Consider the following 22464-nt stretch of genomic DNA (forward strand, 5'->3'; position numbering starts at 1 on the left):
TAGGCGACAACTATTTCTTCAGACGAATGACTTTCGCGGAGCACCTCGCCTCGCTGCGTCGCAGCCTTCGCCGCCACCTGACCGACAAGCTCGGGGTGCGGACGAGTCGCCCGTTCAATCAACTGCTGGCGCTGAAGGCCATTTCCGAGGGCGTGCGCAAGCAGTCCGCGCTTGCTGAGCGGATGATGGTGGACGCGCCCGCGGCGAGCAGGCTGGTGGATCGGCTGGAAGAGGATGGGCTGGTGTTGAGGCGGGCCGGAGAGGACCGGCGCTGCTTCAGGCTGGAGCTGACGGCGGCGGGCGAGCACGACCTGGCCCACCTGCTCGACGTGCTGCGGGAGATGGATGGCGAGCTGGGGGAGTACCTCCCGGAGCCGGAGCTGTCGGAGCTGAAGCGGCTGATGGAGAAGCTCCAGATGGGCCTGACGATGCGCGCGGGCGGTCCGGAGTCCTCCGACGGCGGTGGCGGCTGCGGCGGGGAGTGAGCGGGCCTCCGAAACGACGAAGGGCCCGGCCTCCGGAAGTGAATCCGGAAGACCGAGCCCCTCGGCTCGAAGCGGTGAATCGGCCTGTCAGGCCTGCTGCGCGGACTTCGGCTCGGCCTCGGCGGCGGCCGTGACTTCGGCGGCGGGGGCCTCGGCGGGCGCCTGCTGTGCGGCGGACTGGGCCTCGGATTCGGCGCGCACGCGGGAGGTCTCCTCGGTGCGCTGGTCGCTGGCGGCCATCTCCTCCGGGGTGAGCTCGGTGCGCTCAGCGAGGGTGCCCGTCTTCTTCTCCAGGTCCTTGATGGCGCGGCGCATGAGGTCGCGCTCCAGGAGCGTGCGGTTGAGCCGCTTCTCCAGGGCCTTGTACTTGTCCTTCATCAAATCCAGGTCGCCCTTGGTCGCGGCGTAGACGCGCTGCTGCGTCTCGTTGCGGCCCTTGATGCGACGCACTTCCTTCTCCAGCTCCACGGCGCGGTTGCGGTCCTTGTTCGCCGCCTGCTCCAGCCGGTCCATCTTCTCGCGGTCCGCCTCGCTCAGCTCGCGGATGACGCGGCGGGGAGTCCGGTCCTCGCGAGCGGCCTCGGCCACCGGCGTCACCGACACGGCCGCGGCCACCACCTGCTCACCCTCCTTGGCGGGGGCGGCGATCTGCGCCACGGGCGCGGTGGCGACGGGCGCCACGGGAGCGGCGGGGGCCTGCTGCGGCGGCCGACGACCACGGCCACCCTCCGACTCCGCCTTCAGCCGCTGGTTCTCGGTGAGCACCTGCGCCAGCTCCAGGCGGGTCTGCTCGAGCTGCAGCGACGCGTTGCGCTCCACCTCGGCGCGGGCCTTGGCCAGGTCCTGCGTACCCTTGTCGCCCTCCTTCTGCTCGAAGACCTTGCGCTTGGTCTGCTTGAGCTGCTCCTTCACTTCCTGGAGCGCCGCGCGCTGCTCATCCAGTTCCTTCTGCTTGCGCTGCAGCTCCGCTTCGGCCTTCGCGCGCGCGGCCCTGTGGTCGGCTTCCAGCTCGACGCGGGGCGTGTTGGAGGACGAGGAAGAGGACGGGAGCGCCGTCTGCTTCGCACCGCCGACGAAGAGGTTGAAATACAGCGAGATGGCGAGCCCGACTGCCAGGGCGATGACCAGGAGAACCACGGGACGACCTCCACGGGAGGGATATGCAAAAAGCGGGGCAGCCTATCGTCCAGCGCGGGCCCGTCAAGGGTGCGCAGAGCGGACGGCCCCGGTACCCCGCCTCCATGCCCTGTTCGGAGCAGGGGTGCACGTGCGAAATCGACGGCCCCCTCGGAGGGCAATCGCCCGGACGGGGTCTTCCCCGCCCCGCCGGGAGCCGCGATGCTGCGCCGCGCCCGCGGGAGGCCCCGAGGAGCACGTGTGACATGGCCCATCTGGAGCTGAGACCCAAACCGCGCGTATCGAGCTTCCGCAAGCTGGCCATTGGAAGCTGGGGGACGGCGTATGACCCCACCGTCTACGGCACGCTGGCGGTGCGGATGGACCGGGCGCTCGTCTACATGGAGGCCTTCCAGCGGAGCACGGGCCTGCGGCTGACGGTGACGCACCTGGTGCTCAAGGCGCTGGCGGAGGCGCTGCGGCGCTGCCCGGACGCGAACGCGGTGCTGCGCTTCCACCGCATCTACCTGCGTCAGCGAATCACGGTGTCCGCGCTGTTGCGCTCGGAGACGGGATGGGCGCCGGTGCGGGTGGTGGACGCGGACCAGAAGAGCCTGCGCGACCTGGTCCTCGCGCTGGACGCCGCGCGCGAGGAGGCGGGGACTCGCCAGGGTTGGCGCTGGGTGGAGAAGGTGCCCGCGCCGTTGATGCGGTGGTTCACCGGAGGGGTGTCGTTCCTGGCGGTGACGCTCAACCTGGACCTGGGCCGCTTCGGCCTGCCGAGGGACGCGTTCGGCGCCGCCATCGTCACGGACGTGGGGGAGCTGGGGTTGGACGCGGCGTATCTGCCGCTGGTGCCCTTCACGCGGGTGCCGGTGTTCCTGGCGCCTGGAGCCGTGAGGGACACGCCGGTGGTGGAGGAGGGGCGGGTGGTGGTCGGGAAGGTGATGAGCCTCAACGCGTCCATCGACCACCGCTTCATCGACGGCTTCCACGCGGGCGTGCTGGCCAACACGTTGAAGGCGCTGCTGGAAGACCCCGAGGCGGCGTTCGGTCCGCCGGACGCGGCGGCCTCGGGGGACTGAGCGCGGGGAGGCGTGTGCGGCCGCTCCCCGCGCGGGGGCTTCACGTCAGTACGCGTACTCCCAGCTGCCCTGGCCACCGCGAGCGCGCGAGCCGCCCGTGCGAGCGCTCATCGCGCGCAGCCTGCGCACCCGCTCGGGGATGGGCGGGTGGGTGGAGAACAGCGCCATCACGCCCCCCCGGTGCAGCGGGTTGACGATGAACAGGTGCGACGTCGCCGGCGCCCTGTCGTACGGCATCACCTCCGCGCCGCGCTCCATCTTGAGCAGCGCATCCGCCAGCGCATCCGGGTCTCCGCTCAGCTCGGCGCCCGTCGCGTCCGCGCCATACTCGCGCGAGCGGCTCACGGCGAGCTGCAACAGCGTGGCGGCGATGGGCGCGACGAGGAGCAGGCCCAGGTTGGCGAACGCGCTGCCGATGCCGCCTTCCCTGTCATCGCCCCGGCTGAGCATGGAGCCGCCGAACCAGAAGAGCATCTGCGCCGCGTAGCTGATGATGCCGGCCAGCGTGGCCGCCACCGTGCCGATGAGCGTGTCGCGGTTGCGCACGTGCCCGATTTCATGCGCGAGCACGCCCTCCAGCTCACGCTGGTCGAGGATGTCCATGATGCCCGCCGTCACCGCGACGGCGGCATGCTTGGGATTGCGGCCGGTGGCGAACGCGTTGGGCGCGCGCGTGGGCAGGATGTAGACCTTCGGCTTGGGCATGCCCGCGCGGGTCGCCAGTCGCTCCACCATCTGGTGCAGCCACGGCGCCTGCTCGTAGGGCAACGGCCGCGCTCCATGGATGGCCAGGGCAATCTTGTCGCTGAACCAATAGGAACCGAAGTTCATCACCACGGCGAAGAAGCCGGCGAACATCAAACCCTGGGCGCCGCCCAGTCGCTGGCCGATGACGAGCACCAGCGCGGTGAGGCCCGCGAGCAGCACCGTCGTCTTGAGCGCGTTGCCCAGGCGGTGCCACCCACCGCCGCCGTGCAGCGCCGGACGTCCGCCGCCGTTCCGGGAAGTTTCGTGGGTGCCAGTGAGTGCCATGTCGTCTCGTTCCTTTCCCCCGTCAGGGGCTTCAGAAACGTAAACAGGCGGGCCGGCACGTCAATGAACGCCCCTGGAAATCGTAATGAATCCAGTGGGTTGCGTCGCCGCTTGGACGTCGACCAGGGGAGCGGGCGTGCCGTCGCCGGGCAGGCCCGCCCCGAGGTGGCGGCGCTTCAGTCGTTGTCCCCTTCGACGGACTGAGGCAGCTCCAAATCCAGCACGGTGACGAGCTCTGTCTTGAGCACGTCGGTGACGCCCTTGAAGGCGTCATGGAGCGCGCGCACGGACGGCTTGTCCTGGGCCAGCGCCTGCTTCAGGTCCTCCTCCTCGATGGTGCCGAAGGCCGCCTCGGCGGCGACGATGCGCTCGACCAGCCTCTGCGCCAGCGCCTCCGCGCCCGCGGCCACCAGCACGTCGTCGAAGCCCGTGCCCGCGTAGTTCTCTCCGCAGCCCTGCGCGAGCAGCCGGAAGCCCCGGACGTTGGCCCGCAGGTTCGCCTTCGAGCGGCCCGCGAACTGCGACTCCAGATGCTCCGGGCAGGTGTCCGTCGAGCACTCGCGCATGCCCAGGGGCCGCGCCAGCTTCAGGTCCTTGCCCTCCTTCTCGAAGTAGAACATCGCGTCGCTCAGTGAGTTGAGCGCGGCCTGGTTCGTCGGGAACACCGTGTTGCCGGAGCCCGCGGTCGCCAGCGTGTTGGCGAAGTTGTCCTGGTCCGCTGCCCACGCCTTCACCAGCAGCGTCGCCCGCTGATTCACGTCCCGCGCCACCGCGAGCGCATAGGCGCGCTTGCGCGAGGCCCGCTCCTCCGACGACAGCGCCGCCCACGTGCCCTGCGCGACGATGGGCGAGGTGGGCTGACACACCGTCTCCTCCCCCTCGTGGAACAGCAGGTATTCCAGCGCGTACAGGCCGCGCCGGCTCACCAGCGACGTGGGGAAGCCCGCCGTCTCATAGCTCTTGCTGACGACCTGCTCCTCCACGGCGCAGCGGCTCACCAGCGGCCATGAGTAGATGTTGTCGCGCAGCTCCGCGCCGCCCGCCGCGCTGCGAGGCGCCGCGGGCCCCACCTGCATCACCTCCGCCACCTGCCACACGTCCATGGCCGCGTGGAACGCCGCGCGCGCCTCCTCCCGCGTCGCCGTGTCCGGCTGGCCCGCGTACCGCGACACCGCACCCGTCAGCGCGGTGCTCGCCTCCAGGAACTGGCGCGCCGTCTTCTCCACGCAGACGCCCGTCGCCTTCAAGAGGTCCGCTCGCGTCGTGTCCGTTTCGCCCGGCCCGCCCGGCCCCGCGTCGTCCTTGCCCTTGTCGGACTCCTTGCAGCCCGGAAGCCACGTCAAGGCGGTGATGAGCAGGAGCGTGCGGGTGCGGCGCGCGCGGAAAAGGCCCGGTGTCTGGGTGTCCATGGGGTCTCGCTTCTCTCGTGAATGGCAGGGGGCTCGAGGCTTGAGTTCTTGACAGCCCGTGTGAATCCGTTTTACGAGCCCGCTCCAATTTTGAGAACGATTATCGTTAGCAGGTTACGGAATATTACTCGGGAGAGGGATGCACATGAAGAGCCGGATGGAGCAGCGCAAGTCGTTTGTGGGCGTGGCGGTCCTTTCGCTCACGTTGGCCGTTTTTGGCAGCGCGTGCGGCGATGACGACGAGAAGGATCCGCAGAACACGCCGGACTCCGGCACGCCGGACTCTGGAACGCCCGACTCGGGCACCCCCGACTCCGGTACGCCGGACGCGGGCCCGGTGACGACGGTGTCGGACGCGGACATCGCGCTGGCGCGCTTCAACACGGACGGCACGCTGGACACGACGTTCGGCGCCGGTGGCACCACGCGCATGGACCTGAGCACCGTGGCGGGTGGAACGAAGGACTCCGTGTGGGGTCTGGCGGCGGATGCGACCAACCGGCTCGTCGTCTTCGGCTCGCGCCGTGGCGAGGGTGACCGCGTCGACGCGGACCGCGTGGTGGTGCGCTTCACGGCGAACGGCGCCCGCGACACGACGTTCGGCACCGACGGCGTGCACACGCTCAACATCTCCAACCTGAGCGACGGCGCGCGCTATGGCATCGTCCAGGCGGACGGCAAGATTGTCGCGTCGGGCTACACCAGCCAGCCGACGGGCGTGGGCACGCAGGCGGCCAACCGCATCGTGCTGGCGCGCCTGGATGACACGGGCGCGCTGGACAACACCTTCGGGTGGAAGGGCGTCGTCAACAACGCGCCGTTCGGTCCCGTCAGCGCGAGCAACCCCGAGTGGGGCATGGCCGAGGCGTACCAGGTGGGCCAGTTCTCCGACGGCAGCTACGTCACCACCGGCTACGGCCGCAGCGCGTCCTCCGGCACGGTGGACGTGGTGAACTTCAAGTACACCGCCACGGGCGAGCGCGACATGACCTTCGGCACGGGCGGTGTCGCCCTGCTGGACCTGGTCAACGACAACGACCGCGGCCGCAACCTGGTGGTCCTCGGTGATGACCGCGTTGTCACCGTGGGCAGCGCGACGCCGGCGGCGCAGAAGATCTCCGGTCTGGTGTTCGTGACGGACAAGAACGGCGCGCGCGACACGACGTTCGCCTCGGAAGGATACAAGCTGTACGACTTCGAGCGTCCGGAGCAGGCGTTCTTCGGCGTGGCGAAGTCTGCGGACGGCAACTGGGTGGCGGCGGCCGGCTACCGTGCCGGTGGCGGACAGGATGACGACGGCGTGCTGGCCATCATCCCGGTGGGCGCGAACGGCACGGAGGTCGCCAAGGTCGCGACCATCTCCGAGACGGACCATGACCGCTTCTGGTCCGTGGCCTTCGACGCGTCCAACCGCGTCTACGCGGCGGGCTTCGTCACCGAGGGCGGCGACAACAAGATGGTGGTGGTGCGCTACACGACGGCCGGCGAACTGGACACCACGTTCGGCACGGGCGGCATCGTCAAGCACAACTTCATCGCCAGCAAGACCGAGGAGACCGTGCGCGGCATCGTCGTGCAGTCTGACGGGAAGATCGTCGTCGCCGGCACGGCCGACAAGCAGTAACGCGAACAGCTCGTAGCACCCAGTCCTGAAGCCGGGGAGTCGGGTCCCTTCACGGGGCCCGGCCACCCCGGCTTCCTGGTTTCTGGCGCAGTGCCACCGCACACCATCGAGACAAGGGCGTTCTTCGCAGATGGCATGGTTCAAGGGCAGGTCGAGGCGGGCGTGGAGCTGGACGGCTCCGATGCTCATGTTGGGAGTCGTGACGTCGTCGGCCGCCCAGTCCGTGCCACAGGAGACGGCAGCGCCCACCGGGCAGGCCGCCACTCCAGAAGCACCGGTCGTCGTGCCAGGGCCGTCGGAGTCAGCGCCGCCCCCCGCGCGGCCCGAGGATGCCCCCCTGGCTCCGGCGCAAGAGCCCGCTGTCGCCGGTGAAGCACCCGTCCAGGTTCCTCCCGTCGCGTCCGAGCCCGTCGCGTCCGAGGCCGTCGTGCCCGAGGCCGGTCAACGGAAGTTCGAGAGCGTGGTGGTGGGGACCTCGGAGACGCGCACCAGCGGCTCGGTCCACGTCCTCAAGCCCTCGCAGTTGGAGCGCTACGAGAAGGACGACCCCAGCGCGGTGCTGACGAGCGTGCCCGGCGTCTACGCGCGCGGCGAGGATGGCTTCGGGCTCCGGCCGAACGTGGGCCTGCGCGGCGTGAATCCGGACCGCAGCAAGAAGGTGACGCTGCTGGAGGATGGGGTCCTCTTCGGTCCCGCGCCGTACTCCGCGCCCGCGGCCTACTTCTTCCCGCTCATCACCCGCATGCAGTCGGTGCGCGTGCTCAAGGGCCCCTCCGCCATCCAGCATGGCCCGCAGACGGTGGCGGGCTCCGTGGAGTTCCTCACCCGCGATATCTCCGCGTCCGAGTCCGCGTGGTTGGACATCGCCGGAGGCGGCTATCTGTACGGCAAGGCGCACGGCGTCTTCAGCGCGAGCACCGAGCGCGCGGGCTTCCTGGTGGAGGGCATCCACCTGCGCAGCAACGGCTTCAAGGAGCTGGACGGCGGCGGTACCACGGGCTTCCGGCGCAACGAGTGGATGGCGAAGGCCCGCTACCGCCTGGTGCCCGATGGAGAGGTCCGGCAGAGCCTCAACCTCAAGCTGGGCTACTCCGATGAGCTGTCCAACGAGACGTACCTGGGCCTGTCCGATGCGGACTTCCGGGAGAATCCGCTGCGCCGCTACGTCGCCAGCGCGTTGGACCGGATGAAGTGGCACCGCACCCAGGTGGCGGCCAGTCACGTGCTGGAGTCCGGCTCGCTGGCCCTCACCACCACGCTCTACCGAAACGACCTCTCGCGCGCGTGGCGCAAGTTGAACCGCTTCGGCGGCGCCGCCATCGCCCCCGTGCTCGCGGACCCGACGAGCGCGCGCAACGCCATCTACTACGGCGTGCTCACCGGCCAGATTGACACGTCATCCACGCAGGACACGCTGCTCATCGGCCCCAATGACCGCACCTTCGTCTCGCAGGGACTCCAGAGCATCGCGCGGTGGACGACGACGACGGGCCCGCTGAGTCACAGCCTGGAGGTCGGCGCGCGCTTCCACTACGACAGCATCGACCGCAAGCACACCGAGGATGCATACCGCATGGCGGGCGGCGCCCTCGTCCTGGCCGGCGCGCCCACGTCCACCACGGCCGACAACAAGGACGCGACCCACGCCCTCGCGCTGCACGTGACGGACGCCATCGCCTGGGGGCCGCTCGTCCTCACGCCGGGCGTGCGCCTGGAGGTCATCCGCTCCCGCTCGTATGACCGCATCACCGGCGAGGACACGGACGGCGCGCTCGAGGTGCTGATGCCGGGCCTGGGGGCCTACGGCGCGCTGACGCCGAACCTGGGTGTCTTCGCGGGCGCGTACCGGGGCTTCTCGCCGCCTTCGCCGGGCCAGCCTGATTCGGTGAAGCCGGAGAAGAGCATCAACTACGAGTCGGGCGCCCGCTGGACGCGCCGGGGCGAGCGCTTCGAGGTCGTCGGCTTCTTCAACGACTATTCGAACCTCACCGCCATCTGCACCTTCTCCAGCGGCTGCGTGGACGACGACCTGGACCGGCAGACGGACGCGGGCCAGGCCCACATCTACGGCCTGGAGGTCTTCGCGGAGAAGACCTTCCGCCCCGGTGGCGGCGTGACGTTCCCCCTCTCTGCTTCGTATACCTTCACGCGCACGGAGCTGCTCAACGACTTCCGCTCGGCGGACCCGCAGTTCGGCGACGTGAAGGCGGGAGACGAGCTTCCCTACGTGCCCCGGCACCAGCTCTACGCGTCGGCGGGTGTGGAGGGCGCGCTGGGCGGCGTCATCCTGAGCGCGCTCTATGTCGACACCATGCGCGAGTCCGCGGGGCAGGGCGAGGCACCGCCGGGTGAGCTGACGGATTCCCTGCTCACGTTCGACGTCAACGCGAACTGGAACTTCTCCCGCTGGGGACAGGTCTACTTCAGCGCACGCAACGTGCTCGACGCGGCGGACATCGTCTCCCGCCGTCCGTTTGGCGCGCGGCCCAACGCTCCTCGCACGGTGATTCTGGGCTTCAAGCTGTCACACTGATGGCACGCGCGCACGCCCCGGTGGAGCGCGGCCGGGGCGCATGCGGGTCAGAGGTAGAAGCGGTCCGTCACGCCTGCGGTGCGCTGGAGGATGGCGCTCCATCCGAGCCACAACTCGATGCCACTCTTCGCGGTCTCCGGCTCGCCCCCCAGTGCGCCGAGCGAGCCCGTGCAGCCCGCGAGCGTGCACAGCCCGGACTCGGTCAGGTGCTCGAGCAGCGCGCGCAGCGTGGGCATGCCCCTCGACTCGAAGCGGTCGGTGATGTCGGCCCGGCCCGGGAAGTCAGGCTCGTCCAGGTCGCCGCGCAAGAAGCGCTCGAGCGCCCACCAGAAGAGATACACCTCCGCGCGTCGGCCGGAGGCTGTCGCCGCGGCGGCGATGGACAGTCCCTGGTGTACCCGGTCGTAATCTCCGCTGTGGAGGAAGACGACCACCTTGGGTGACAGGGGCGTGCTCATGCGGGCCTCATACCGTTCAGCAGCCCGAGCCGTCCATTGAGTCGCCACCGCGGGCCGCTCGAGCCCTTTGGCTTGCGCCCGTCCCCTTGCGCTTGCTAGGAAACCCACGAGCCATCGGGCACTTACACGCCCTGACGGGCACTTGGGACGGGTCGCTTCTCACATGGTCGAGGACATCACAGCGCGGCGTAAAGACGCTCACCTCGACCTGTGCGCCACCGGCGACGTCGAGCCCGTCGAGAACAGCACGCTTCTCGAGCACGTCCATCTGGTTCACTGCGCCATGCCGGAGATGGACGCGGAGGACGTGGACCTCTCCACCCCGTTTCTTGGAAAGCAATTGCGCCATCCGCTGCTCGTCACCGGAATGACAGGCGGCACCGAGCGTGCGGGCGCGGTCAATCGCGACCTCGCATTGCTGGCGGAACGCCATGGTCTGGCTTTCGGTGTGGGAAGTCAGCGGGCCATGGCGGAGGATGCGTCGCGGGCCGCGTCGTACCAGGTGCGGCAGGTGGCGCCCTCGGTGGCGCTGCTGGGCAACATCGGTCTCTATCAAGCAGTGCGGCTGGGCGTGGACGGGGTGCGGCGGTTGATGGAGGACATTGGCGCGGACGGCATCGCGCTGCACCTCAACGCCGGGCAGGAATTGACCCAGCCTGAGGGCGACAGGGATTTCCGGGGCGGCTACGACGTGGTGGCCGCGTTGGTGAAGGCTTTCGGTGACCGGCTGCTCGTGAAGGAGACCGGATGCGGCATCGGCCCGGACGTGGCCCGGCGATTGGTGGAGTTGGGGGTCCGCAACCTGGATGTGTCGGGCCTGGGTGGCACGTCCTGGGTTCGCGTGGAACAACTTCGGGCATCGGGCGTACAAGCCCAGGTCGGGGCTGAATTCAGCGCGTGGGGCATTCCCACGGCGGCGGCGGTGGCGACGGTGCGCGCGGCCGTGGGGCCGGAAGTCCGACTGGTGGGCAGCGGTGGCGTGAGGACGGGGCTGGAGGTGGCGAAGCTGCTGGCGCTCGGAGCGGACCTGGGCGGAATGGCCTTGCCGCTGTTCCGGGCGCAACAGGCGGGTGGGGTGGAGGCGGCGGAGCGGGCGCTGGAGGTCATCCTGTCGGGGTTGCGACAGGCGCTCGTGCTCACGGGAAGCAGAAGCTGCGCTGAGCTGAGGCAGCGGCCGCGGGTGGTGACCGGAGTGTTGAAGGATTGGATGACGGCGCTGTAGCCGCCGTGCGCATCGACGCGGGAAGAAGGAAGACTCAACATGTCTGAGACGGTGACGTCCCGGCTCTCCGGGTTCCACAAGCTGCCGATGGCCGAGCGCGTCGCGCAACTGGCGCGCATGTTGCGGCTGTCGCCCGCGGACGTGGAGCAGCTTCACGGCGCCGAGGCCCTGCAGCCGGCGCTGGCCAACCAGATGATTGAGAACGCGGTGGGCACGTTCTCCCTGCCGCTGGGCGTGGGGCTCAACCTCCAGGTCAACGGCCGCGACTACCTGGTGCCCATGGCGGTGGAGGAGCCGTCGGTGGTGGCGGCGGTGTCGTTCGCCGCGAAGATTGTCCGCGAGGCGGGCGGCTTCTACGCCGAGGCCGACGAGTCGATGATGATTGGCCAGGTCCAGGTGACGCGCTACGGCGACCCGACCGAGGCCACGGAAAAGATCCTGGCGCACAAGGAGCAACTGCTGGCCCTGGCCAACAGCTTCCACCCGGCCATGGTGGCGCGAGGCGGCGGGGCGAAGGACGTGGAGGTGCGCGTGCTGCCGGCCCCCGAGGGCCCGCGCGGCGAGCCGCTGCTCGTGGTGCACATCCTCATCGACACGCAGGAGGCGATGGGGGCCAACCTCATCAACACCGTGGCGGAGGGCGTGGCGCCGCTGGTGGAGCAGATCACCGGCGGCAAGGTGTACCTGCGCATCCTCTCCAACCTGGCGGATCGCCGGCTGGCGCGCGCCACGTGCCGGATTCCCCTGGCGATGCTGGCCGACTTCGAGATGCCCGGTGAGACCATCGCCGAGGGCATCGCCCAGGCCAGCCGCTTCGCGGAAGCCGACCCGTACCGCGCGGCCACGCACAACAAGGGCGTGATGAACGGCATCGACTCGGTGGCCATCGCCACGGGGCAGGACTGGCGCGCGATTGAAGCCGGCGCGCACGCGTTCGCCTGCCGTGGCGGTCAGTACCGCCCGCTGTCGACGTGGTACCTGGAGGAAGGCCACCTGGTGGGCCGCATCGAGCTGCCGCTGGCGCTGGGCCTGGTGGGCGGCCCCATCAAGGTGCACCCGGGCGTGCAGACGTCGCTGAAGCTCCTGCGCGCCTCGAGCGTGCGTGAGCTGTCCATGGTGTTCGCGGCGGTGGGGCTGGCGCAGAACTTCGCGGCGCTCCGGGCGCTGGGCAGCATCGGCATCCAGAAGGGCCACATGGCGCTGCACGCGCGCTGCGTGGCGGTGACGGCGGGCGCGCGCGGCGACTGGGTGGAGAAGCTGGCGGACCTGCTGGTGAAGGCGGGCCACGTGAAGGTGGAGAAGGCGCGGGAGATTCTCGCCAGCCTGTCCGCCGAGGACGCCGCCGCCGCCACGGGCACGACACTCTGAGCGCCGTGAGCACCCCGTCCTCGTTGTCCACGTTCGGCGCCGGCAAGGTCATCCTGCTGGGTGAGCACAGCGTCGTGTACGGCCATCCCGCGCTGGCGGGCCCGCTGTCGCAAGGCGTGAAGGCGCGCGGCGTTCCGTCCAAGAAGTGTCAGCTCTCCCTTCCGTCCACGTTGAGCCGGGGGCAGCGGGCGCTGCTCACCGTCGCCTTCGCGCGCGCGGCGAAGCTGGTGGGTGAGCCCCTGGTGAAGGTGACGTTGGACCCGGAGCTGCCGCTGTCGGCCGGACTGGGCAGTTCCGCCGCGTTGTCCGTGGCGTGCGCGCGGCTGTTGTTGCTGGCGGCGGGCAAGGAGCCCACGCCGCGAGAGGCCGCGCGGGTGGCGTGGGAGATGGAGCAGGAGTTCCACGGCACGCCTTCCGGGGTGGACCACACCACCAGCGCGGAGGAGCGGCTCCTGCTCTATCGCCGCACGCCCAACGCGGCGACGGTGGGGCGTGGCAGGACGGTGGACAGTCCCCGCCCCTTGAAGGTGGTGGTGGCGCTGGCCGGCGAGCGCAGCCCCACGAAGAAGACGGTGGGGGCGTTGCGGGAGCGGCAGGCTCGCTGGCCCGAGCGCTACCGACGCCTCTTCACGGAGATGGGGCGGCTGGCGTCGGAGGGCGCGAAGGCCGTGGAGGCGGGGGACCTGGAGGCGCTGGGGGACGCGATGAACGTCAACCAGGGCCTGCTGGCGGCGCTGGGCCTGTCCTCGCCGCCGTTGGAAGAGATGGTGTATCGACTGCGTGGCCTGGGGGCGCTGGGCGCCAAACTCACCGGAGCGGGTGGGGATGGCGGGGCCGTGGTCGGTCTGTTCCTCGAACCGGAGGCCGCGGTGGTCCAGCTCACCCGCCTCGGTGTGCGCTGCTTCAGCAGCCAGCTCGCGGGTCCGCGAGCGCCGTGAGTGTTCCCATGAAAGCCACAGCCCTGGCGCATCCCAACATCGCCCTCGTGAAGTACTGGGGGAAGCGGGACGACGCGCTCATCCTTCCGCACCAGTCCAGCCTGTCGCTGACGCTGTCGCCGCTGTCGGTGACGACGACGGTGGAGTTCGGCGTGTCGAGTGACGCGGTGGAGATCAACGGCCACACGTCCAAGGGCAGCGAGCGCGAGCGCGTGCTGCGCCTCTTGGAGTCGGTGCGCGCCCAGACGAAGGACGCGCTGGGTCCGGCGAAGGTCGTCTCGCGCGGAGATTTCCCCATGGCGGCGGGGCTCGCGAGCAGCGCGGCGGGCTTCGCGGCGCTCGCGGTCGCCGGGCGCGCGGCGGCGGGACTGCCGGCGGATTCGAGGGCGGCGAGCATCCTGGCGCGGCTGGGCAGCGGCTCCGCGTGTCGCAGCGTGGAGGGCGGCTTCTGCGAGTGGCAGCGCGGCGAGCGTCCGGATGGTGACGACAGCTTCGCGGTGCAGCGCTTCGACGCGGCGCACTGGCCGGACCTGCGCATGGTGGTGGCGGTGCTGGACAGGGGCGAGAAGGACGTGAAGTCCCGCGACGGGATGAAGCAGACGGTGGACACCAGCCCGTACTACGCGGCCTGGGTGCGGGACGCGGAAGAGGAAGTGCCGCGCGCCCGCGCGCACATCGCTCGCAGGGACTTGCAGGCGCTGGGTGAATTGTGTGAGCGCAACGCGTGGCGGATGCATTCCACGTCGCTCGCGGCCGACCCTCCGCTCTGCTACCTGAACGCGGCGACGCTGGGCCTCATCCAGCACCTGCGCGAGCACCGCAAGAAGGGCATCCCCGTCTGGTTCACGCTGGACGCGGGCCCCAACCCGGTGCTGCTGACGGACGCCGCGCACGAAGTCGCCGCGGAGGCGCTGGCGCGCGCGTGTGGCGCGCTGGACGTGATTCGCTGCGTGCCGGGCGGGGACGCGGTGCTCAAGCAGGAGCACCTGTTCTGATGGAGCGCGCCCTCTCCGCACCGGGCAAGCTGTTCGTCTCCGGCGAGTACGCGGTGCTGTGGGGCGGAGTGGCGCGGGTGGCGGCGGTGGCACCCCGCACCGCGGCCTACGTGCGGCGCCGCGAGGATGCGCGCGTGCATGTCTGCCTGGAGGAGGGCTCCCTGGGCGGCAGCATGACGCCCAAGGGCGTGCGCTGGGAGCGCGAGGTGCCCGCGGGCTTCTCCTTCGTGGCGCGCACGCTGGACGAGGCGCTGCGCGCGCACGGCCGAGCCAGCCAGGGCTTCGACTTCGCGGTGGCCCCCTCCGCCGTGGGCCCCAACGGGCAGAAGCTGGGCATGGGTGGCAGCGCGTGCGCGGCGGTGCTGGCGGCCGAGGGCGCGCGCTACGTGTTGGAGGAGCGCTACGACGCGCTGAAGCTGGCGCTGCTGGCGCACACGCTGGGGCAGGGTGGCAAGGGCAGCGGCGGAGACGTGGCCGCGAGCTTCGCGGGCGGCGTGCTGCGCTACCGGCGCTACGACGTGACGCCCCTGGCCGACGCGAGCAATGGCGGCCGGCTGAGCGCGGCGCTGACGGAGTCGCCCTCGGTGGACGTGTGGCGGCTGCCGGTGCCCCGGGTGGCCATGGCGTATGCCTTCACGGGAGAGAGCGCGTCCACGCGGGTGCTGATTGGCCAGGTGGAAGCGCGGCTGGAGGAGGCGGGGCGTCAGGCCTTCGTCGAGCGCTCCAACGCGGTGGGGCAGGTGATGGAGGACGGCCTCGCGGGCTGGGACTTCCGGGGCTTCTCCGAGGCGGTGAAGGCGCAGCACGAGCTGCTGTTGGAGCTGGGTCCGCTGGAGACGGAAGCCATGCGCCGCGTGCTGTCGATGGCGGCGGCCTATGGTTGCGTGGGCAAGCTGTCCGGCGCGGGGGGCGGGGACGGTTGCATCCTCTTCGCCCCCGACGCGGAGGCTCGCGCGGAGCTGTGCAAGGGCTTGGAGTCGCGTGGCTTCCACACGCTGCTGCTGGAGGCCGAGCAGGGCGTCCGGGGCGAGACGCAGGTGGATGCGCGGCTGCGCGCCTGGGTGGACGCGCGCGTCTGAGCCCGGGTCCAGCGCGGGTGCGCGGGGCTCTTCAGAACATGTGTCCGAAGGTGATGTAGATGCGCTGGCGGCCCGTCTCGGTGGAGCGGGCGTAGTCCATGCGCACCACGGCGGCGCGGCGGGTGAGGCGCAGGCCTCCGCCGATGCCCGGGTGCCACTCATGCCACTTGCCGTCCGGCACGCCCGGGTGCCACACGCGCCCCAGGTCCAGGAACATCACCGCGCCCACCTTCATGTTCTTTCCGAACACCTGCATCTGCGCGGCCTGGAAGCGCAGCTCCGTGTTGCTGAACGCCTTGATGTTGCCAGAGAAGCGGTTGCGCTCGATTCCTCGCACGCTGCTCATGCCGCCGATTCCCTCCGACACATTCACGCCGCCGGTGTTGCTCCACTCGAAGAACGGCACGTCGCCGAAGAGCATGTCCAGGGTGAGCCGCTGCGCCAGCGTCAGCCGCGACGACAGTCGCAGATAACGCCGCTCGCTCAGGGTGATGCCCACGTACTGGTAGCGGCTGCCCGTGGCCTGCCCGGAAACGCGCAGGGCCAGCTCCTCCACGCCGCCCTCCAGCGGGTCCGTCTCGTCGTCGCGCGTGTCCCACAGCGCGCCCACGAGGAGCTGGCCGGTGGAGCCGCCTTCGATTCCGATGGGCTGCTGCTGCGTCAGCATGGACTGGTCTTCCGCGCTCACGCTCGTGTTGCGCCACGCGTAGCCCACGTAGGACTGGAGCGGATGCGTGGGGCCGAACGGCCGGCCACGAAGGCGGACCCACGCCCCCGGCGAGCCCTTGTCGAAGGTGAAGCGCTCGTTGTCCAAATCACCCTTGAAGTCCGGCGCCGACAGGTTGCCCGCGCCGAAGAAGGGGCTGCGCAGCTCGCGGCGGTACTCGAGTCCGGCCTCCAGGCGCAGCGGACCGATGAGGCGCGGCCCGTCGTAGCGCAGGTAGTGGCTCTGCACCCCGCGACTGCTGAACAGCACCTGCGCGCCGATGCCATGCGCGTAGGGCGTCTTCCCGGGGCCATACAGGTAGATGCCGCCCACGGCGCCGTAGCTGATGCCGCTGTCCGAGCTGAACGTCATCATCGGCAGCGCGATGATGTCCGCGCCCGAGTCCGTCTTCGCGGGCGGCAATCCCGGCGCCGGCCGAGACGGTGTCTGCACCGGGGCGGCGGCGAGGGTTGCGAGCAGGACGGCGGAGATCAGCATGGGGACCGTGGTGACGCCTCTCTGAGTCGGTTCCATCCCGACTGAAGGACGGCGCTACCTGCCCGCCTGCTTTCCAGGAGAGCTGCCTTCGGCTGAAGGCGGCCGTCCCCCCAAGTGCTCATTTTGCCTGCCGGGGGAGGGGAGGCGTCAACGTGAGTGGTGTCATTACCCCAGCTTCATGGATGTGGGCCCACGGGCTTGCGCGTCGCATTCGCGCGAAAGTTCCGCCGGCAGCGGCGCACCGACGTCGGAACCTCCTGATTGTCCACTTAGACGGAGTACCAAAGGCCCTTCTGGATGAGGCGATTGTCGCCGGGAAGATGCCGTTCTTCTCACGACTCATCCGCTCGGGTTCGTTTCATTTGGATGACGCCTTCTGGGGCGCGCCCACTTCCACGCCCTACTTCCAGGCGGGCCTGCTGTACGGCATGCGCGAATCGAACCTGCCTGCCTACTCCTGGTACGACCGGGAGCTGGGCCGCGAGGTGAAGATGAGCGTGCCCTCGGACGCACTGCTCGTCGATCAACGGCTGCGAGGCGCGGGGCGCGACAGCCTGCTGGACGGCGGTGGCCACGGGTACTTCTCGCTGTTTCGAGCGGGCGCGGACAACGCGTGGAGTATGAGCACGCTGGGCAGCTTCAAGCTGATGTCGCGCTCGTTCTCCTACGAGATGATGGGACTGGCCGCGGGCCGCACGCGGGGCACCTGGGACTTCCTTCGCTCGTTCGGAATGGACACCTGGCACTCAGCGCGCGAGGTGGCCCACTGGGGCCATTCACTCCACGACTGGCGCCACGAGCAGTCCTTCCTGCTCAGCCGCGTGTTCCTCCAGCGCCTGGGCTGGAGCTTCGCGCACACCAAGGCGCTGGTGGACATGGTGCGCGGCGTTCCCGCCATCTACCTCGTCTACGGCAACTACGATGAGGTGGCCCATCGTCGCGGGCCGCGCTCGGAGCTGGCGCTGACGGAGCTGCACCGCGTGGACACGTACCTCGCGGAGCTCTATGCGATGTCGCGCTCGGTGGAGCGGCCATACGACGTCGTCATCCTCTCGGACCACGGCCATGTGGACAGCCTTCCGCTGGAGCAGCGTCAGGGGGGGCGTCTGGAGTCCATGCTCTTGCAGGGTGCGCGTGTCCCGCTGTCCGACGACGTGGCGCGTGGCCTGTGCGAGGGACGTCCGCTCCCGGAGGTGGACACCGTGGCGCGCGAGCCGTTCAAGCCCGTCATCATCGAGTGCGGCAACTTCGCCCATGTCTATCTCTCCGGCGCGCGCGAGCCGCTGGAGGCGCGCACGGTGCTGGCGCGTCACCCGGAAGTCCTGGCGCGCGCCACGCGGAGCGCGGACATCGGCATCGTCGCGATGCGCCGGGGAAACTCCGCGGTGGCCGTGGTGCGCGGGGGTGTGTACGGCCCGGAGGACATCGAGCGAGCGCCCCTGGCTCCCGAGTACAGCCGCCGCGCGGTGGCGGACTTCCTCAAGGGCCTGCCGGCGATGAAGACCGCGGGAGACCTGGTCCTCTTCGGTGAGGCGGTGAAACGAGGTGGCACGGTGGGCTTCGCCTGGGAGTTCGGCTCGCACGGCGGACTGACGCGCACGGAGGCCAACAGCCTGGTGTGCTGGCCCGCCGACGCGCCCGTGGACCTGTCCGGACTGGGCCACTGCGCGGACCTTCACGAACTGCTCGCGGAGGCCTATCTGGAGCCCGCACTCAAACTGCGGTGGGTCCAGTGACGCCCGAGCCACCTCGCATCAGGGGCTCGTGGCCCCGACCTTCGGCGCGCGGCGTGAGCCTGCCCAAGGTGCTGCTCGCCGTGGTGGGGCTGGCGCTGTCCGTCGTCCTGCTCTCCACGGCCTTCTTCCGGTGGAACCTTCAAGGCACGGGGCCGCTGCTCGTGCCGCGCTTCCCGCTGGGGGACTTCCTGAGGGATTTGCCCGGCCACCTCGTGTGGCTGCTGCCCTTCGTGCTGCTCCAGGGCTCCATCATCCCGCTGCGCGCGGTGCAGTGGCAGAGCACGCTGCGCAAGCGCGTGCCCTTTCGCGAGCGCTACCACCTGGTCGCCATCGGCGCCTTCGTCCACAACGCGCTGCCGGGGAAGCTGGGCGACATCCTCCGCTCGTTCCTCCTGTCGCGCACCGAGCGCATCCCCTTCCTGCGCTGCCTGGGCACCGTCGGCGTCTGCAAGCTGATGGAGTTCGCCGCGCTGATGTTGCTGGTGACGCTCTCCCTGCTGGGGCCCTTCGGTGCCACGCTCTCCCGCTTCCAGGGGCAGCTCAAGGTGGCGGTGTCCCTGTGCGTGGGGCTCGTCGCCCTCGTCGTGCTGCTGGCCCACTGGTCCGCGCCGCTGGCGAACTGGCTGCACCGCCGGCACCGCTTCCCGCGCCTGGAGGGTTTCCTCCACCACGTCAGCGACGGGCTGGGCTCCGCGCGCTCCTTCCGGGGCATGGGCAAGGTGCTCTTCTTCTCGGTGGGCCCGGTGATGGCGTCCGCGCTGGCCTACGGACTGGCGCTGCACGGCATCGGAGTCGAAGGGGGGCTCTTCGCGGGCGCCGTGGTGCTGGGGGCCATCTCCCTGGGACAGGCGCTCCCGGGTGTCCCGGCCGGCATGGGCATCTACTACTTCGTCACCAGCTGGGCGGCCCGCAGCCTGGGAGCCAGCGCCGAGGATGCGGCGGCCTTCGCCACGCTCACCCACCTGGGGACGGTGCTGAGTCAGGCGGGAGTGGGGGCCATCTCCGTCTACGTCCGGAAGATTCGAATCCGCGACTTGCGCAAGGGCGGCAGTCTGGCGCGCGAGGCCGCGAGCCACGTGGCCCACGAGTCCGTGGAGCCGGCGCCACCATGAGGACGTGAGAGTGGGGACAATCGCAGCCCTGAAAAGCGAAAAGGGGCCCTGGTTTGAAACCAGGACCCCTTCTCAACTTTGTGCCCAGGAGAGGACTCGAACCTCCATGCCCTTGCAGGCGCTAGACCCTGAATCTAGTGTGTCTACCAATTCCACCACCTGGGCAGGTGGTTCTTCGTCGCGGCGTTGCTGCGATGGGGCGGACATATAGAAGTCCTGCCCCGCGCCGTCAAGAACTACGTAACAACCTCACTTCTTCAGCGGCCATTTCCCCTCGGACTCCAGGGCGCGGCGGATGACGGGGTTCTCGTCCATGAACGCGGTGAGGGACTCCTCGGTGATCTCCACCGTGACGTCCTCCTGGCTGACCTCCGTCTGGCAGCTCAACCGCGAGTACGGACGCACGTCGAACCCCATGTCCAGGCGGTCCGCCTCCGCGTCCGTTTGCTCGCTCAGCGAGTCGAGCCCCTTGCGCACCCAGATGTGACAGGTGGAGCAGCCGCAGACACCGCCACAGCTATGGCCCACCTGGGCACCGCTCTGCTCGGCCGCGTCCAGGAGGATGGTCCCCGGGGGCACGTCCACGCTGACCTCGGCCAGGGGGCTCTTGAAAGTCACCTTGGGCACGTCAGTAGTCCTCCACCGACTGGCCAGCCACCACCTGGGTGATGGCCTGGTTCATCACCCGCTCGATGAAGGGGCGGCACGTCTCGTCCAGTGCGTGCACGGCCTCCTTCAGCTTCAGGTAGTCCTTGCCCTGGGCCGTCTCGCGCACCTTCGCGAGCGCCGCGTCGATGGTGGCCTTCTCGTCGCCCTCCAGCAGCGCACCATGCTCGCGCAACTGCCGGTCCGCTTCGGCCAGCACACGCTCGGCGTCCACGCGCTGCTCGCGCAGCTGACGGGCCTGGATGTCGTCCTCGGCGTACTCGATGGAGTCGAGCAGCATCCGCTCGATCTCCTCTTCGGTGAGGCCGTGGCTCGGCTTGACGGTGATGGACTGCGCCGCGCCGGTGCTCTGCTCCTTCGCGGAGACGGAGAGGATGCCGTCCGCGTCCACCTGGAAGCGCACCTCCACTCGCGCCATGCCCGCCGCCAGCGGAGGGATGCCGGAGAGGGTGAAGCGCGCGAGGCTGCGGTTGTCCTCCACCAGCTCGCGCTCGCCCTGCAGCACGTGCACGTCCAGGCCTGTTTGGCCGTCCTTGAACGTGGTGAACACCTGCGCCGCCGCCGTGGGGATGGTGGAGTTGCGCTGAATCAACTTCTCCGTGATTCCGCCCATCGTCTCCAACCCGAGCGACAGCGGAATCACGTCCAGCAGCAGCACCTCGTCCTGACGGTCCGTGTTGGTGAGCAGGTCCGCCTGCACCGCGGCGCCCAGCGCCACCACCTGGTCCGGGTCGATGTCGCCCAGCGGCTCGCGGCCGAACACCTCCGCCACGAAGCGCCGCACCGCGGGCACGCGCGTGGAGCCTCCGACGAGGATGACGCCGTCCAGCTCCCCAGCCACCACGCCCGCGTCCTTCAGTGCCCGACGGCACACGAGGCCCGTCTTGTTCACCAGCGGCTGAATCCAGGCGTCGAAGTCCGCGCGCTTCACGGTGTGCGACTGGCCGCCCACGGTGACGGTCGCCTCGGGCGCGTCGGTGAGGGCCTCCTTCGCCTCGCGCGAGGCCGCCAGCGTCTGGGCCACGAGGGAAGGGGAGGGCTCGGTGATGCCGAGCGCCTGGAAGACTTGTGACGCAATCGCCCGGTCGAAGTCGTCGCCGCCCAGCGCGGAGTCGCCGCCGGTGGACTTCACCTCGAACACGCCATCCACCAGCTTGAGGATGGAGATGTCGAACGTGCCGCCGCCCAGGTCGTAGACGGCGAAGGTGCCCTGGCTGCCCTTGTCGAGCCCGTAGGCGAGCGCCGCCGCCGTCGGCTCGTTGAGCAGGCGCAGCACTTCCAGACCCGCGAGCCGCCCTGCGTCCTTGGTGGCCTGGCGCTGGGCGTCGTCGAAGTACGCCGGCACGGTGATGACGGCCTGCTCCACCTTCATGGAGAAGTGGGCCTCCGCGCGGCGCTTCAGCGCGCGCAGGATTTCGCCCGAGACCTCGATGGGCGTCACCGGGTTGCCGCCGGCCACGTCGAAGCGCACCACGTTGGCGCCGGGCACGAACTTGTAGTGCGAAAGCTTGCGCGTCTCCGCGTCGTCGGGGCCTCGCCCCATGTAGCGCTTCACGGAGGCGATGGTGTCGGTGGGGTGCTCGCCAGCCAGCGCACGGGCGCGCACGCCCACGAGCACGCCGCCGTCCTTGCCGTAGTGCACGACGGAGGGGAGCAGCAGCGAGTCGCCCTCGTCCACCGGGACGCAGCGGGGCTTGCCCTGCGCCACCGCCGCGACGAGTGAGTGTGTGGTGCCCAGGTCGATGCCCACCGCCTGCCCCTTGGGCTTCAGCGGGTCGTGGATCTGCAGGTAGCCGTTATTGCTCACGACAGACTTTCCTCCTCGAACGCGTCCACCTGCTCGAGGAAGCGCGTGAAGTAGCGCACCCGCCCCAGCGCGTGCGATGCCTTTCTCACCTGGGCCGGCGCTTCCTCCGCTGGCCCCCCACCTTCCAGCGCCCTCAGGACACCGGCCGCCTCGTCGAGCGCCGCCTTGCGCCTTCCCTGCACCTGGCCGCCCATGGCCTGCACGCGGGCGAGGTCCTTCTTCTCCATGGCCCCGTCGAGCGCCTCGCGCAGCTCCATGACCTCCTCGAGGAACTCCAGGGGCATGTCCTTCTGCGCGCCCGCGTCCTCGCGGTCCAGGTCCACCCCGTGCAACTTCAGGAGGTAGAAGGCGCGGCGCACCGGGTCCTTCAGCGTCTTGAAGGCCTCGTTGAGGGCCGTCGTCGCCTCCAGGGCCTTGAGGCGCTCGCGCGCATCGGCCTGGGCCACGCGGTCTGGATGGAGCTGGAGCGAAAGCTCGCGGTACTGCTTCTCCAGCGCGGGCACGTCCACGTCATAGGCGCGCGGCAGCCCGAAGACGTCGAAGTGGGTCCTCACTCGGTGTGCTCCATGGGGGTGTGGGGCGGACAAACGAAAGG

19 protein-coding genes and 1 tRNA gene are annotated in these 22464 nt (G+C 69.9%); 11 read left to right on the forward strand and 9 right to left on the reverse strand.

Annotated elements, in window-relative coordinates:
• The first annotated feature begins 26 nt into the window (after positions 1-26).
• Positions 27-485, forward strand: coding sequence for a MarR family winged helix-turn-helix transcriptional regulator (locus G4D83_RS02445; RefSeq protein WP_163862241.1), 459 nt, complete (start codon positions 27-29; stop codon positions 483-485).
• An 87-nt stretch (positions 486-572) separates the two neighbouring features.
• Here G4D83_RS02445 and G4D83_RS02450 read toward each other — a convergent pair whose 3' ends face one another.
• Positions 573-1622: a coiled-coil domain-containing protein gene (locus tag G4D83_RS02450; RefSeq protein ID WP_163862244.1), complete on the reverse strand. Its 1050-nt coding sequence runs from the start codon at positions 1620-1622 to the stop codon at positions 573-575.
• A 245-nt stretch (positions 1623-1867) separates the two neighbouring features.
• Between G4D83_RS02450 and G4D83_RS02455 the strand changes: the two genes are divergently transcribed.
• Positions 1868-2686: a 2-oxo acid dehydrogenase subunit E2 gene (locus tag G4D83_RS02455; RefSeq protein WP_163862248.1), complete on the forward strand. Its 819-nt coding sequence runs from the start codon at positions 1868-1870 to the stop codon at positions 2684-2686.
• 45 nt (positions 2687-2731) lie between these two features.
• Here G4D83_RS02455 and G4D83_RS02460 read toward each other — a convergent pair whose 3' ends face one another.
• Both G4D83_RS02460 and G4D83_RS02465 read right to left on the reverse strand, forming a co-directional pair.
• Positions 2732-3718 carry a zinc metalloprotease HtpX gene (locus tag G4D83_RS02460; protein WP_163862251.1) on the reverse strand — a complete coding sequence of 329 codons (987 nt, stop codon included), beginning with the start codon at positions 3716-3718 and terminating at the stop codon, positions 2732-2734.
• A 176-nt stretch (positions 3719-3894) separates the two neighbouring features.
• The gene (locus G4D83_RS02465; protein WP_163862254.1) at positions 3895-5127 is read right to left on the reverse strand and encodes an imelysin family protein; all 1233 of its coding nucleotides are present in this window, start codon (positions 5125-5127) and stop codon (positions 3895-3897) included.
• 145 nt (positions 5128-5272) lie between these two features.
• Here G4D83_RS02465 and G4D83_RS02470 point away from each other — a divergent pair, with 145 nt between their 5' ends.
• A complete protein-coding gene (locus G4D83_RS02470) occupies positions 5273-6751 on the forward strand; it encodes a hypothetical protein (RefSeq protein ID WP_163862257.1) in 1479 nt (492 codons plus the stop codon).
• A 187-nt stretch (positions 6752-6938) separates the two neighbouring features.
• On the forward strand, positions 6939-9284 hold the full coding sequence (locus tag G4D83_RS02475) for a TonB-dependent receptor family protein (RefSeq protein ID WP_420826614.1): 2346 nt from the start codon (positions 6939-6941) through the stop codon (positions 9282-9284).
• A gap of 47 nt (positions 9285-9331) precedes the next feature.
• On the opposite strand, the gene G4D83_RS02480 is transcribed toward G4D83_RS02475, so the two are convergent.
• On the reverse strand, positions 9332-9742 hold the full coding sequence (locus G4D83_RS02480; protein ID WP_176435328.1) for a hypothetical protein: 411 nt from the start codon (positions 9740-9742) through the stop codon (positions 9332-9334).
• A gap of 163 nt (positions 9743-9905) precedes the next feature.
• On the opposite strand from G4D83_RS02480, the gene fni reads away from it, so the two are divergent.
• Genes fni through G4D83_RS02505 form a run of 5 tightly spaced genes read left to right on the forward strand, consistent with a single transcriptional unit; the run spans position 9906 to position 15344 of the window.
• The gene (fni, locus tag G4D83_RS02485) at positions 9906-10964 is read left to right on the forward strand and encodes a type 2 isopentenyl-diphosphate Delta-isomerase (protein WP_163862263.1); all 1059 of its coding nucleotides are present in this window, start codon (positions 9906-9908) and stop codon (positions 10962-10964) included.
• 39 nt (positions 10965-11003) lie between these two features.
• Complete coding sequence (locus tag G4D83_RS02490) at positions 11004-12332, forward strand: hydroxymethylglutaryl-CoA reductase, degradative (protein ID WP_163862266.1); 1329 nt, start codon at positions 11004-11006, stop codon at positions 12330-12332.
• A gap of 5 nt (positions 12333-12337) precedes the next feature.
• Positions 12338-13270 (forward strand): mevalonate kinase, encoded by a 933-nt coding sequence (gene mvk / locus G4D83_RS02495; RefSeq protein WP_163862269.1) that lies wholly within the window; start codon positions 12338-12340, stop codon positions 13268-13270.
• An 8-nt stretch (positions 13271-13278) separates the two neighbouring features.
• Positions 13279-14265: a diphosphomevalonate decarboxylase gene (gene mvaD, locus G4D83_RS02500; RefSeq protein ID WP_163862272.1), complete on the forward strand. Its 987-nt coding sequence runs from the start codon at positions 13279-13281 to the stop codon at positions 14263-14265.
• Positions 14265-15344, forward strand: coding sequence for a mevalonate kinase family protein (locus tag G4D83_RS02505; RefSeq protein WP_163862275.1), 1080 nt, complete (start codon positions 14265-14267; stop codon positions 15342-15344). The genes mvaD and G4D83_RS02505 overlap by 1 nt, the downstream gene beginning before the upstream one ends.
• Positions 15345-15375: 31 nt before the next feature.
• Here G4D83_RS02505 and omp85 read toward each other — a convergent pair whose 3' ends face one another.
• Positions 15376-16548 (reverse strand): Omp85 family outer membrane protein, encoded by a 1173-nt coding sequence (omp85, locus tag G4D83_RS02510; RefSeq protein ID WP_163862277.1) that lies wholly within the window; start codon positions 16546-16548, stop codon positions 15376-15378.
• 182 nt (positions 16549-16730) lie between these two features.
• Here omp85 and G4D83_RS02515 point away from each other — a divergent pair, with 182 nt between their 5' ends.
• A complete protein-coding gene (locus tag G4D83_RS02515) occupies positions 16731-18284 on the forward strand; it encodes an alkaline phosphatase family protein (protein ID WP_163862782.1) in 1554 nt (517 codons plus the stop codon).
• Between the two features lie 59 nt (positions 18285-18343).
• A complete protein-coding gene (locus tag G4D83_RS02520) occupies positions 18344-19396 on the forward strand; it encodes a lysylphosphatidylglycerol synthase transmembrane domain-containing protein (protein ID WP_240356129.1) in 1053 nt (350 codons plus the stop codon).
• Positions 19397-19477: 81 nt separating this feature from the next.
• Here G4D83_RS02520 and G4D83_RS02525 read toward each other — a convergent pair.
• From G4D83_RS02525 to hscB, 4 genes are all read right to left on the reverse strand, one after another.
• Positions 19478-19561: transfer RNA gene (locus tag G4D83_RS02525), tRNA-Leu, on the reverse strand.
• Between the two features lie 84 nt (positions 19562-19645).
• Positions 19646-20023, reverse strand: a complete 378-nt coding sequence (locus G4D83_RS02530) for a 2Fe-2S iron-sulfur cluster-binding protein (protein ID WP_163862280.1) — start codon at positions 20021-20023, stop codon at positions 19646-19648.
• Between the two features lies 1 nt (position 20024).
• Complete coding sequence (hscA, locus tag G4D83_RS02535) at positions 20025-21869, reverse strand: Fe-S protein assembly chaperone HscA (RefSeq protein ID WP_163862283.1); 1845 nt, start codon at positions 21867-21869, stop codon at positions 20025-20027.
• On the reverse strand, positions 21866-22423 hold the full coding sequence (gene hscB / locus G4D83_RS02540) for a Fe-S protein assembly co-chaperone HscB (RefSeq protein WP_163862285.1): 558 nt from the start codon (positions 22421-22423) through the stop codon (positions 21866-21868). The genes hscA and hscB overlap by 4 nt, the downstream gene beginning before the upstream one ends.
• Between the last annotated feature and the right edge of the window lie 41 nt (positions 22424-22464).

It is taken from the genome of Myxococcus eversor (genome assembly GCF_010894455.1).
Classification (GTDB): domain Bacteria; phylum Myxococcota; class Myxococcia; order Myxococcales; family Myxococcaceae; genus Myxococcus; species Myxococcus eversor.